The organism is Boseongicola aestuarii, assembly GCF_900184815.1.
Classification (GTDB): domain Bacteria; phylum Pseudomonadota; class Alphaproteobacteria; order Rhodobacterales; family Rhodobacteraceae; genus Boseongicola; species Boseongicola aestuarii.
Window position 1 is genome coordinate 1 of sequence record NZ_FXXQ01000029.1, and the last position, 11,978, is coordinate 11,978.

Genomic DNA, 11,978 nt, shown 5'->3' on the forward strand with positions numbered 1-11,978 from the left:
GATCAAGGATGCCGTTCGAGATACCTATCTGGATGGCGAAGTCGACGGTCCGCGCTCATATGTAGCGACAGCGTGGGTTGCGACCGGGCGACGATAATAGTGGATCTTTGTGGTCCGCCTTGGGCTCTAAGCGGACCTTGGCTGCAGCTGGCACCAATGACCGCTGTGCGGGACGGAGCCGCCGTTCCAAGCTGCCTGGCAAAATCGTTCTCTTATGTTTCTCCATCTAGCTGGCAGGAGATATACAGTGTGCAGCGGCGCCCATAGGCAAATTTGGCCAAGCGATACATCATGGCCAACCAGAAGAACTATGCACGTGCAGCACAAAATGCGTGAAACACGAGACAGCACGTACTAACGTCAAAGGACTAGTGGCGGAAAAGGAACAACCATGATGAAAGCCTATATCCCGCTAGCAGCTCTAGGCGTGGGGCTCGCAGTGGTTGCCTGTACTCCATCTCCCAAATACGCGGGTGAGCAGCTTTACAAAGAGAATTGTACGAGTTGTCATGGCGATAGCGGTCGAGGGGACGGGCCAATATCAGATCAGCTGGAGGCACCTGCCCCCGATCTGACGCTGATTACACAACAAAATGGTGGCGACTTTCCAATCGTAGACGTGATGTCAACAATTGACGGCTATTCGCGTGCACGCATTGGGGATCTCGTCATGCCGGAGTTTGGTCAAGAGCTTCAGGCCGGCCCACTCGTCTTTTTAGACACTGGTGATGGTAGTAAGACGCCGACCCCAACGCGCTTGTTTGCCCTAGCGGAGTATCTTCGCTCGATCCAACGCTAAGATTGATAGACCGCGCTGACGAAGCAGACTTGTGTTTCGATTGTCATCAGTGATTGTAATCTTTTGGACATGATGGCCAGACTTACTCTTTCATGGCACCACGCGACGACGGTTTTGTTGACACGCAGGAAGAGCAGGCTATCGCAGTTTCAAGCTTCGATACCCGTCGTCGAAGAATGTACTAAACCCGCTATTCGCTGCGCCGTGCACCAATGACCACTTTGCGGGACGATGCGGCTCTTGAAAGCACACTTTGCCGGGCCGGTGAGCGCAATTCGACAGAATTAAAAGTGTCTTACCTGTTCCAAGAAGTGTCCGTGTGCATTGAGCGCTGCTTCGACGGCGCGTTCTACAACATGCTCGATGGTTCTTGAGTCAAGCGGATCGATCGTGCTGTAGATGGCGGTGCAAGTCAGGGCTTGCCCCATTAGGGTCGCCATATGTCCAGCATTAACTTCTTCGATACCTTCGTCCCGAAGCAGTTCGCCAGCCAAAAGCCATAGCTTCTCGCTAGGTGATTTTTCCTCTAAGGGTAGGTTTCTGAGGGTCAAAGAAACACCCCCATAGCCGCAGTAATTATCGCAATACCTATTGCTGCCGTCACATATGGATTGACGATTGGAGGCTTTACATGCCTGACCGTGAATAAACACAGGGCGTCAATTATGGGATTTTGCGAGAACCGCTTTCTGGCGGCGTGCTTCGATGCTGGCTCAGGTCGCACCAGAGGCGGAAACAAAGTCGCTTTCGAAGTCACGCGTTCACTGGACATAGGGAACCTCTTACACAACGACTGTCGCAAATCGAAAAAGCGTCCAGTCAGAACTTATTACAAAAAAGCCCGGGCAAACATTTCCCGCACAAGCTAATTGTACCAGAACATCCGACGTCAGCAAATTTGTGGCCTCGATTGATGCCGCATTGTGTATAATCTGCTGCATACGCGCTGTTTGCATCTAATTCTTTGTTCATCGAGTTGATTTTGATGTTGGTGCTCGCAGTGACATAGAGAACCCTGCTTAGCAAAATTTCAGTGTGGTGTCGTTTTGGGGCGACGTTTAGAATTCGACGAGATTTAAGCCCGCTCATTAACGGTGGGTGAGTAGGTACTGTGCGTCCGCTTTGGGCTCAAACCCGCCATTCGCTGCGATTTTTATCAATGGCAGCAGTGCGGACTCTGCCGCCGTTGCCCTTCCGAGCGTTTGCTGACGCAGCATCTGCTCGCAGATGCGGCACATTTATCGCTGCGTTGCAGTCGATCTCGCTAGACCTGTCATTCAAAGCCTGTCTGAGGTGCAAAATTCAAACTCTCCTTTCGTTGCAGCCGGTGATCGACCATCGGGGAGCGGTACGAGCTGCCTGATGCACTTGCCGCGAATGTAATTGCAGAAAGCAGAATGCGACGTTCGCGCTTGCAGTAACATGAACTCGGCGACGCAACGGAAATTCTCATTTCGGTCATTCGACCGCGTCCAAGACGTAGAACTCAATCCGCACCGTCGCTGCGGTCGATCAAAGAAGAACTGAGAAGCGGGACACTCCCGCTGCACGATTAATCTCCCTCGGCCACGCCCTCTTGCCGGGCCTTGGCCCGGCGGGCGCGATAGCTGGGCAGGACCACGAGGATTGCGGCGATCACCAGAAGGCCCAGTGTCATCGGGCGTTCCCAGATGAACGAGACGCCGTCGTAAAGCTGCATCGAGCGCGAGAAGTTGTCCTCCATCATGCCGCCGAGGATGAAGCCAATCAGCAGTGGGGCCAGTGGGTAGTCGGCGAATTTCAGCGCCGTGGCGCAAACACCAAACCCGACCAGCATCAACAATTCAGTTGCGTTGTTCTGGCCGATATAGGCGCCCATCAGGGTGAAAAACAGGATAAACGGGATCAGATAATTGCGCGGGACCGACAAGACTTTGGCGATATAGGGGATCAGCGGCAGGTTGAGGATCAACAGCACCAGATTGCCGATGAACATGGACATGATCACGGCCCAGAAAATCTGCGGGTCGTCGATCATCAGGCGCGGACCCGGTGTGACGTTCAGGGCGATCAATGCGCCCAACAAGATGGCCGTGGTGCCTGATCCGGGGATGCCAAGCGTCAGCAGCGGCACAAACGATCCGGTGCAGGCGGCGTTGTTGGCGGTTTCCGGGGCGGCGAGGCCTTTGATCGAGCCTTTGCCAAATTCGTCCTGTTCTGCTTTCGGGGCGATGTTGCGCTCCACGGCGTAGCCCAGAAAACTGGCGATAGTGGCACCTGCACCCGGCAGCACGCCGATAAAGAAACCCTGAAGCGACTGGCGTCCGATAACCGGAGCAATCGCTTTTGCCTCGGCGCGAGTGATGCGCAAATCCTTGATTTCGCCCTCGTCGCCTTTCAGGTCCTTGGGTTTCAGAACAAGGAACAGGGCTTCGGGCAGGGCGAACATGGCCATGGCCAACGTGATAAAGCCAAAGCCCGATTGCAGATCCATGATCCCCATTGTGAAACGGGGCAGATTGAACAGCGCGCCCTCCCCAACCGTGGCCATGATCAGACCCAGCAGCGTCATCAGCATCGCTTTGGCGACCTGACCGGTGCCTGCAAACGCCGCAATGGCGGAGAGCCCCACAACCATCAGCGCGAAATACTCGGCAGAGTGAAACAGCAGCGCGACAGAGGACAGCGCCGGAGCGAAGACCATCAGAAGGATCGCACCCATGGTGCCACCCGCAAAACTGGCGATGGCGGCGATGGTCAGGGCTTTGCCCGCCTTGCCCTGTCGTGCCATAGGGTAGCCATCAAAACTAGAGGCTACGGTGCCTGCAACACCGGGCGCGTTGAGCAGGATCGACGAGGTCGACCCGCCGAAGATGGCCCCGTAATACACGCCCGCCAGCAAGATCAGCGCGGCAGAGGGATCGCCCATGGATATGGCGACCGGGATCATAATGGCGATGATCGACATTGGCCCGAGACCTGGCAACATTCCAATGAATGTCCCGATCAGACAGCCGCCAATGACCATCAACAGATTTTTAATGGAGAATGCCGTTTCCAGGCCGATCAGAAGTCCTTCGAGCATATCAGCCTCCTAAAAAACCGGGGAGTGGGCGCATGTAGATGCCGAGAACCTCTTGGACGAGATACCAGACGACCAACGTGGCGATCAGAGCAACCAGCCCCATGATGTGCCATTTGCGTTCTCCCAGAATGAATGAGCCGAGGATGAGAAATCCGGAAGTGGAGATGAGGAAACCCAAGGGACGCAAACACAGCGCGTAGATCACCATAAGGGCGAGCAACATCACGGCCTGACCAAGGTGATACTCACCCAACCGTCGATAATCTATCTCTGCCTCTTTCAGCACACTCTTTTCCAGCCCTAGCAGGATGATCAGGGAAAAGGCGATGCCAAGGATCGACAGAACCTTCGGGAAGGTGCTGGGCCAGATCGGGTTGCGCTGCATAAAGGGCGCAAGGCCCGCGTCCATCGTGAACCAGGCGGCATAGCCATAGGCCATGCAAATGCCCAACAAAATGAGCGCAATCCAACGGTCTAAGGCCATGATCCCCTCCTCAAGGAAAATGGCAGAGCGGACACCCGCTCTGCCGTGTCAGGCTTTTACAGGAAGCCCAGTTTCTTCATCAGTTCGCCGATGACCTTTTCCTGGTCTTCGAGGAAGGATTTAAACTCATCGCCCGGGTTGTGGATGTTGACCCAACCATTGCGCGCGCGCACGTCTTCCCACTCGGGCGTCTCGTACATCTTCGCGATGGCATCCTGGTACATCGTCACCTTGTCCTCGGGCAGGCCCGGGGCGCCGAAAAAGCCACGCCAGTTGACGAAGGTGGTGTCGATGCCCTGCTCGGTCATAGTCATCGCATCGGGCGCGGCCGACACTCGCTCGGCAGAGGTCACGCCGATGATCTTCACTTCGCCGGCATTGGCCAGGTCGACAGCCTCGGAGAAGCCGGTCGAGAGTGCCGCGATCTCACCCGAGAGCAGAGCAGCCATCGCCTTGCCGCCCGCGTCATAGGGGATGTATTTCACGCCCAGCGCATCCTTGCCGGCCGCTTCCATCACCATCGCGGCCACCAAGTGGTCCATGCCGCCGGGAACCGAGCCGCCGCCGATGGCGGTCGCACCGGGATCGGCGTCATAGGCCGCCAGCAGGTCGGCCATCGAGTTGATCGGGCTGTCCTTGCCCACGACCATCGCCGCATAGTCGCCGATGGTGCCGGCCACCAGCGTCAGGTCGCGGAAGTTGTGCGGGAAAACACCCGTCAAGGAGCGGATCACGATCGGGGTCGAGTTGACCATCAGCGTGCCGTGGTTGCTTTCGGCGTTCTCGATCAGATAGCCGATCGCCTTGCCGCCGCCGCCGCCGGACATGTTCTCATAAGACGCGGTGCCCACGAGGCCCGAGTTCGTCAGCGCCTCACCCGTGCCACGCGCGGTCCCGTCCCAGCCGCCTCCGGCGCCGCCGGGGATCAGGAAGTGCAGGCTGTCGAGCACTTGGTGCCCGTCGGCGAGGCTAGGGGCCGCGAGCCCCAGTGCCATTGTCGAAGCCGCCAGAAGTCCTACGACTCCTCGGCGTGTTTTCTTGAGTGTCAGCATTTGAGTTCCTCCATTGATAAGCTGTTGTCCCGGGGTGTTCGGGCTTATCGAACGGCCCGTTGTGGCCGTCCGATCGGGTTCGGACCGGTATAGGTCCATCGGTAGGAAGGCGGGGTCGGCCCCTTGTTCCGTCCCCCTTGGTTCATCTGTTCCCAGGCATGCGAAATGACCCCGACAGAGCGCGACAGGCAGAAGAGCCCGCGCGCCAGCGGTCCAGCAAAGCCGAGCTCGGCGTAGATCACGGCGGTCGCGCCATCGATATTCATTGGAACCGGCTTACCTTTGCGGGAATTGAGCACCTTCTGAACGGCGCGTCCGATTCCGGCGAAGCGCCCGCTGACCGTGCTGGCGCTGGCCGCGTCATCCACCAGCCCCAGCAGCCGGGGCGCGCGTGGATCCTCGGGCTTGTGGAACCTGTGGCCGAAGCCTGGAACGTACTTGGTACGCTCTGCTTGCCAGCGGTCGATCATCTGCGCTGCCGCATCTTCCAGCGGCAGGCCCTGCTGAATGGCGTTGTCGATCCAGCCGTAGAGCTCCACCGCTTGCTCGCCGGCGCCGCCGTGTATGTCGTCGAGGAAGTTGACGGCCGACGCCATCGCGCCGTTTAGACCCAGCCCGCAGGTCACCGCCATCCGCGCCGCCGCGATGGACGGTGCCTGGGGCCCGTGATCGACTGCGGCGACCAGCGCGCATTCCAGCAGCGATGCCTGCCCTTCGGTCGGAAGATCGCCACGCGTCATCAACCAGATCATCTGCGGGAAAGATACATTACCGATCAGGTCCTCGATCTGATACCCACGGAATCGGATCTGGCCGGGCGTCATGTCGATGATGTCAGTGGCCCACCAGTCAGATACGTCTTTGCCAGAACCGCTCATATCACCCCGTCCTCTTTCAATTCGCGCAATTCGGCCTGGGGAAGCCCCAGTTCGGTCCAGATCGCATCATTGTGCTCGCCAAGCTGCGGCGGCGGGGTTTCCACCGTCGGAGTGTTGCCATCGATCTTGATCCCCGTCGTCGCAACCTGGATGTCGCGCCCAACTCCAGGAACGTTTTTAAAGGTGCTAAGAAAGCCGCGATCCGCGACCTGCGGCATCTGCAAAACTTCCGGTACGGTCAGAACCGCGCCTGAAGGAACACCGAGCCGGTTTAACTCCTTTGCCCAATCGCGCGCGGGCCGGGTTTTCAACACGGCCTCGAGTTCCGCCTTAAGAGCCCGCCGGTTGTTCTTGCGATCCTCGCGCGTTGCGTATTCCGGTCGGGCGCGCAGCGCGGCGAGCCCTAGGTGATCTGTCAGAAGAGCCCACTGCTCATCCTTGTTTGCGGCGATATTGATCATCCCGCCGCCGGCGTCGAAGGCACCGGACGGGGCTGAGGTGACGTTCTCGTTGCCATTCGCCACAGGCTCGACACCGGCGATCAGGAAGTTCGAGACCACCCAGCCCATGGTCGCCAGCACAGATTCCAGCATCGAGACATCGATGAACGCACCGCGCGGATTGCTGTTCAATGCCGCGGCTATGGCGAAGGCGGCAGTAACTCCGCCAACTGTGTCGGCCACCGGATAGCCAACTCGTAGGGGCGCGCTGTCCGTGCCTCCGGTAATCGACATGATCCCCGATGCGCCTTGGATGATCTGGTCGTAGGCCGGGCGGTGCACCCAGGGTCCGTCCTGGCCAAAACCGGATATCGCGCAATAGATCAGGGTCGGATTCACGGTCTTCAGCACATCATAACCGACGCCCAACCGGTCCATCACGCCGGGCCGGAAATTCTCGACCACGACATCGGCGCTCTCGACCAACCGCAGAAACAGTGCCTTCCCCTTTGGGTGCTTGAGATTGACGGTGGTGGACTTCTTGCCGGCATTTTGCGCAAGGAAGGAAACGCCCATGCCCTTGGCGTTGAGATCGGGATCGGCACCAAGCTGGCGGGCGAGATCGCCGCGCCCTGCAGCCTCGACCTTAATCACCTCGGCGCCCAGATGGGCCAGATGATGACAGGCAAACGGGCCAGCCAGCACGTTTGTCAAATCGAGAACTCGGATATTGGAAAGTGGTCGCATGTGGTCCCATCGGCATATTCGATGTCTTTTGGGTAGACAGGCGGCGCACTGAATGCAACAAATGGGAAAAGATGTTGCGCAGAATGGAACAAATGAAGCAGCCACGTGTCGAATCCGTCGAGAAGGCGCTATCAATTCTCGAGGCATTCACGAAAGATCGGCCGGCAATGACCCTGACGGAAATTTCTGTAGAAACAGGCCTTTACAAGAGCAATGTGAGCAGGCTTGCGGCTTCGTTGGAACGATATGGCTTTCTGAAGCGAGATCCTAACCGGCGTTTTCGTCTTGGACCAGCCCTTTGGCGGCTTGGCGCTCTTTACCGCCGCAACTTCGAATTGGGCGAATCCGTCCGCCCGGTGCTGCGCCAACTAGTTAGAGAGACCGGCGAGACGGCATCGTTCTATGTTCCCGACCAAGATGAACGGTTATGCCTCTATCGCGAGAATTCACCCGATCCCGTGCGCCACCACCTCGACGAAGGCGCGCGTCTGACCATGCATTCCGGAGCGGCGGGACATGTTCTGGCGGCCTTTTATCTGGGCGACAGCAAGGCAAAGTCACGCCTGGGCACTGATGGAAGTTGCGTTTCGCAGGGTGAACGCAATCCACATATATCGGCCGTCGCCGCACCGGTCATAGACGCAAACGGGCAGTTTCACGGGGCGCTTGCGGTCTCCGGGCCGCACGAAAGGCTGGGCCACGATGCTCTCGCCAAAGCACGCATCGCGGTTCTGAGCTCCGCGCGGGATTTGAGCCAGAGCCTTGCATGACGCTTTCCCGACTACGGAAGCAGAAACATACAACTCGGCCTACGACCGAACCTTTGGGGGGCGACAAATCGCCATGCTAGATTCGAACGGCCGGAACTTCCGCTGCAGCACGGCAAAGATCTTTGCGGCGATTGTATGACGGGGGTTCTGCGAGCGCGCAGCAAAGAATCGTCGCTTCTGAGTTGGGCTCGAAACGGACCTTGGCTGCACTCGGTAGGAATGACCGCTGTGCGGGACCAAACCGGCATTGGCAGCTTCACAACGCCTGCTTAGCTTCTTGGTGTTGTTGTCGATTGTCACGTACTAATGTCAAGATAGTCTGCGAAGATCAGAATGGAGGGTCCTGATGAAAATGGAAAAAGTTGGGTTTGTTGGAGTCGGGCTGATGGGCCACGGCATGGCCAAGAATCTTCTTAATGCTGGATACTCGTTGGCCGTAATTGCCCATCGAAACCGGGACCCAATCGAAGATCTCGTGAAACGTGGAGCTACCGAGGTTCAAACGCTCGCAGAACTTGCCGTTGCATCATCGGTCATTCACATTTGTGCGCCGGGATCACCACAGGTGGAGGCCATCGTTGAAGGGCTCTTGCCGTCCTTGGCCAACGGCACCATCATTATCGACTGTTCGACATCGGACCCGACCTCTACCGCGGCTCTGGCCCGAAAAATCGAGAATGCAGGTGGGCATATGGCTGACGCGCCCTTAGGAGGCACACCTGTGCAAGCCGAGGCAGGCGAACTCGCGGCGATGGTTGGCGCCGGGGACGAAGTGTTCGAGAGGCTAGAGCCTGTTCTGTCCGCCTGGGCGAAATCGGTTGTTCACGTTGGGCCTTCCGGCGCTGGGCATAAGATGAAACTTCTGAACAACTTTTTGTCGCTTGGCTATGCGGCACTTTATTCGGAGGCACTGGCGCTATCGAACAAGGTGGGACTTTCAACCGGCCAGTTCGACTCCGTGATCAGAGGTAGCCGCATGGATTGCGGATTCTACCAGACATTTATGGGCTACGCCGTGGATGGAAATCGCGAGGCCCATAAGTTCACACTAACGAACGCGTTGAAAGATATGCGCTACCTTGAGGCCATGGCTGATGATGTGGGACTGGCCAATCCCATCGGTAACGCAATCAAGAACAGCTTCGCTCTGGCTCTATCGGCAGGCGGCGATGGCCCTGAGGACTACGTGCCGCATCTCGTCGATTTCGTGGCCCGTCGCAATGGCGTATCGAAGGAGTAAAAAAGTTCAGTACGACCATTGAATCCCAAAAAAGGTTTTTGGCATTCGTGCAAGACAGGACGTAATTCCAAAGGGCATCAAGCTCGGTCTGCTGGCGTCGGCGCGGCTTTGTGAATGAGCCCCCCAAAACTCCAGTTCGCTCCAGAATTCAACCGGGATTGGTGTCTTAAACCATTTGATGACCTATTCCATTTTTCCCCTGTCTTGCGGAGTCGGGATCACCGACGTGACGACTTCTTCATCAAACGGGAATTGCAGCACGACCGTCGGAAGCGGAACTGTGAACTGCTCGGCCGCTGTGCCTCGCGCACGAGCCTTTGCGACAATCTCCGCGGGTGTCCAAGCACTTCGATATATTTGTTAAGTTCGTACGAACTGTCGTTGCTTCTTTGCGTCGTCCCGCCCCTTGCTCACCAGCGCTGGTGCACGTGTTTCCTGACAAGGTCGTCATAGACTTTGTCAACCTCAGCGAGAATATCTGAATCGAGACGGGAAAGTGCGTCCGCACCAGCATTGGAGGCTGCTTGTGATGGTGTCCGGGCACCAGGGATCACAACACTGACTGCGTCATTCATCAAGATCCACCGCAAAGCGAATTGCGCCATGGTTGCCCCTTCCGGTACAAGAGGGCGCAGTCGGTCAACAGCTTCGAGGGCTACTTCAAAGGGCACGCCTGCAAACGTTTCGCCAACATCAAAGGCCTCGCCATGCCGGTTGAATGTTCGGTGGTCGTCGGCAGCAAATGTCGTTTCATTCGTCATTTTTCCAGTTAGAAGTCCACTTGCGAGTGGGACGCGAACGATGACCGCGATTTGCTTGGCCTTGGCCTCACGGAAAAATAGCTCCTGCGGGCGTTGCCGGAAGATGTTGTAGATGATTTGTACCGATTTGACGTTCGGATACTCGATTGCCTTCAAGGCCTCTTCGACCTTTTCGACAGACACTCCGATGTGCTTAACCTTACCCTTCTCGACCAGCCGATCTAGACCATCAAATAGTTCCGGCCGATAATAGACCTCCGTCGGCGGGCAGTGCAGCTGAAGAAGATCGATGCACTCAATCCCCAGGTTAGCGAGGCTGCGGTCGACAAACGCTTCTATCGCTTCGGGCGTATAGCCCTCCTCGACATGTGGATCGAGCCGGCGACCTGCTTTGGTTGCAACAATTGGGCGTTGTCCCTGTCGTGAGGCAAGGACGTCCCGAACAATCCTTTCCGAGCGACCATCACCGTACACGTCCGCGGTGTCGATAAAGGTTACACCCGCGTCCAGCGCCGCCGCCAATGTGTCCCTGGCGTCCGCTTCAGATACATCGCCCCACGATCCGCCAATTGCCCACGCTCCAAACCCAATTGACGAGACACGCCATCCGGTCGTTCCAAAATCTCGCTCAGAAACCATTGTTGCACCCTTTCAAATGGACTTGGCGACAGTATCGGACGCGCGCGCGATATACGCAATTGCTCAAGCGCCTAACTCGAGCCTGCAGCGAAACAGTACCCAAAATTGCGCGGCTTCCCATTGTCGGCTTTGGGCTCTAACCAGCCATTCGCTACGGCAGCGACGAATAGCTGCTTTGTGGGACCTGACAGACAATCCAATTGATTGTTACTCCCAAGCGTTCAGTTTACCGGGCGAGACATCATCATCTCATGAACTGCCTGCATTCCCCTGTCTGCCATCGCGGTGACTTCGGCTGCATGGAGTTGCAGGGCTTCCACCAGTTCGGGATCTGTTGACGTCTGCACGACGATTATCCCCTCGTCAGTGACGTCGATACTTGTATCAATCTGGTCCCCGCGCTCGAAGAAAATGTCGAGCGTTGGGCTCTGGATGAAAATCTCAGGATCATCCCCCGCGTCAACTCTCCCAATCATTCCAACGACATGACTGGTCAGGATATCCATCACGTCCTGGTCTGAAGAGCGTGTCACCGTCCGGATACCGTCGCCTAGATTGGTCACTTCTCTGGAGATTGTCTCGAAGTTGCGAAACATTACCGCCAGCTCTGCACTCTCGGCAGCCGTGGCATTTCGCCCCCTCAGGCCCGGCATGACGACTTCATCATGTCCAGTCCCGTCAGCGCCGTGCCCGTGCATTCCAGCCCCGGCGCCCTGGCCGTGCATCTGTGCCTCGGCTCCGGCCGGGATCAGCAAGATAAGTGCAATGGCGAACAAAGCGGTCGCACTAAGACGAACAGCAGAAAAGGATTGGCTTTGGCGCAAATGAGTTGGTGATGGCATGCGAACACTCCAGAAATTATTTACTCCTCCATACGCGCCCGCTCGTTCAGAACAAACCAAAATATGCAACTCAACGCATGTGTTGGATTTGAATGAGCTCTCGTGCCTCCTTAGCGCCGCACACAGACGACCGCTTTGGGCTCCAAGCCGTCATTCGCTGCACCTCGCACCAATGTCCGCTTTGGAGTGTAGCCGTCTCTCATGAACCACTGGACTTCTCGCACGAACAGAGCGTCACTGACGGTGACCTGATCTCCCCGCC

Annotated in this window: 11 protein-coding genes; 3 read left to right on the top strand and 8 right to left on the bottom strand. The window is 57.2% G+C overall.

The annotated features are described in order from the left end of the window. Positions 1-391 precede the first annotated feature (391 nt). Complete coding sequence (locus BOA8489_RS19325; RefSeq protein WP_245813992.1) at positions 392-799, top strand: c-type cytochrome; 408 nt, start codon at positions 392-394, stop codon at positions 797-799. 284 nt (positions 800-1,083) lie between these two features. On the opposite strand, the gene BOA8489_RS19330 is transcribed toward BOA8489_RS19325, so the two are convergent. The 6 genes from BOA8489_RS19330 to BOA8489_RS19355 form a co-directional block, all read right to left on the bottom strand. Beyond that, positions 1,084-1,350 carry a hypothetical protein gene (locus BOA8489_RS19330; RefSeq protein WP_141138227.1) on the bottom strand — a complete coding sequence of 89 codons (267 nt, stop codon included), beginning with the start codon at positions 1,348-1,350 and terminating at the stop codon, positions 1,084-1,086. Positions 1,351-2,351: 1,001 nt separating this feature from the next. Beyond that, positions 2,352-3,863, bottom strand: coding sequence for a tripartite tricarboxylate transporter permease (locus BOA8489_RS19335; RefSeq protein WP_093975954.1), 1,512 nt, complete (start codon positions 3,861-3,863; stop codon positions 2,352-2,354). 1 nt (position 3,864) lies between these two features. After that, positions 3,865-4,347, bottom strand: coding sequence for a tripartite tricarboxylate transporter TctB family protein (locus BOA8489_RS19340; RefSeq protein ID WP_093975955.1), 483 nt, complete (start codon positions 4,345-4,347; stop codon positions 3,865-3,867). Positions 4,348-4,403: 56 nt separating this feature from the next. After that, positions 4,404-5,399, bottom strand: a complete 996-nt coding sequence (locus tag BOA8489_RS19345; protein ID WP_093975956.1) for a Bug family tripartite tricarboxylate transporter substrate binding protein — start codon at positions 5,397-5,399, stop codon at positions 4,404-4,406. 44 nt (positions 5,400-5,443) lie between these two features. After that, positions 5,444-6,277 carry a citryl-CoA lyase gene (locus BOA8489_RS19350; RefSeq protein WP_093975957.1) on the bottom strand — a complete coding sequence of 278 codons (834 nt, stop codon included), beginning with the start codon at positions 6,275-6,277 and terminating at the stop codon, positions 5,444-5,446. Continuing rightward, positions 6,274-7,464 (bottom strand): CaiB/BaiF CoA transferase family protein, encoded by a 1,191-nt coding sequence (locus BOA8489_RS19355; protein ID WP_093975958.1) that lies wholly within the window; start codon positions 7,462-7,464, stop codon positions 6,274-6,276. The genes BOA8489_RS19350 and BOA8489_RS19355 overlap by 4 nt, the downstream gene beginning before the upstream one ends. A gap of 92 nt (positions 7,465-7,556) precedes the next feature. Between BOA8489_RS19355 and BOA8489_RS19360 the strand changes: the two genes are divergently transcribed. Further along, positions 7,557-8,234 carry an IclR family transcriptional regulator gene (locus tag BOA8489_RS19360; RefSeq protein WP_176440384.1) on the top strand — a complete coding sequence of 226 codons (678 nt, stop codon included), beginning with the start codon at positions 7,557-7,559 and terminating at the stop codon, positions 8,232-8,234. A gap of 346 nt (positions 8,235-8,580) precedes the next feature. Then, positions 8,581-9,474, top strand: coding sequence for an NAD(P)-dependent oxidoreductase (locus BOA8489_RS19365; protein WP_093975960.1), 894 nt, complete (start codon positions 8,581-8,583; stop codon positions 9,472-9,474). Between the two features lie 410 nt (positions 9,475-9,884). Here BOA8489_RS19365 and BOA8489_RS19370 read toward each other — a convergent pair whose 3' ends face one another. Both BOA8489_RS19370 and BOA8489_RS19375 read right to left on the bottom strand, forming a co-directional pair. Continuing rightward, complete coding sequence (locus BOA8489_RS19370; protein ID WP_093975961.1) at positions 9,885-10,874, bottom strand: aldo/keto reductase; 990 nt, start codon at positions 10,872-10,874, stop codon at positions 9,885-9,887. A 221-nt stretch (positions 10,875-11,095) separates the two neighbouring features. After that, positions 11,096-11,716, bottom strand: a complete 621-nt coding sequence (locus tag BOA8489_RS19375) for a hypothetical protein (protein WP_245813998.1) — start codon at positions 11,714-11,716, stop codon at positions 11,096-11,098. Positions 11,717-11,978: the final 262 nt, after the last annotated feature.

Bases quoted from the DNA above. Each gene is read 5' to 3' on its own strand.
- BOA8489_RS19365 (WP_093975960.1), top strand. From the start codon at position 8,581: ATGAAAATGGAAAAAGTTGGGTTTGTTGGAGTCGGGCTGATGGGCCAC.
- BOA8489_RS19355 (WP_093975958.1), bottom strand. From the start codon at position 7,464: ATGCGACCACTTTCCAATATCCGAGTTCTCGATTTGACAAACGTGCTG.
- BOA8489_RS19325 (WP_245813992.1), top strand. From the start codon at position 392: ATGATGAAAGCCTATATCCCGCTAGCAGCTCTAGGCGTGGGGCTCGCA.
- BOA8489_RS19335 (WP_093975954.1), bottom strand. From the start codon at position 3,863: ATGCTCGAAGGACTTCTGATCGGCCTGGAAACGGCATTCTCCATTAAA.
- BOA8489_RS19345 (WP_093975956.1), bottom strand. From the start codon at position 5,399: ATGCTGACACTCAAGAAAACACGCCGAGGAGTCGTAGGACTTCTGGCG.
- BOA8489_RS19360 (WP_176440384.1), top strand. From the start codon at position 7,557: ATGAAGCAGCCACGTGTCGAATCCGTCGAGAAGGCGCTATCAATTCTC.
- BOA8489_RS19375 (WP_245813998.1), bottom strand. From the start codon at position 11,716: ATGCCATCACCAACTCATTTGCGCCAAAGCCAATCCTTTTCTGCTGTT.
- BOA8489_RS19340 (WP_093975955.1), bottom strand. From the start codon at position 4,347: ATGGCCTTAGACCGTTGGATTGCGCTCATTTTGTTGGGCATTTGCATG.
- BOA8489_RS19350 (WP_093975957.1), bottom strand. From the start codon at position 6,277: ATGAGCGGTTCTGGCAAAGACGTATCTGACTGGTGGGCCACTGACATC.
- BOA8489_RS19370 (WP_093975961.1), bottom strand. From the start codon at position 10,874: ATGGTTTCTGAGCGAGATTTTGGAACGACCGGATGGCGTGTCTCGTCA.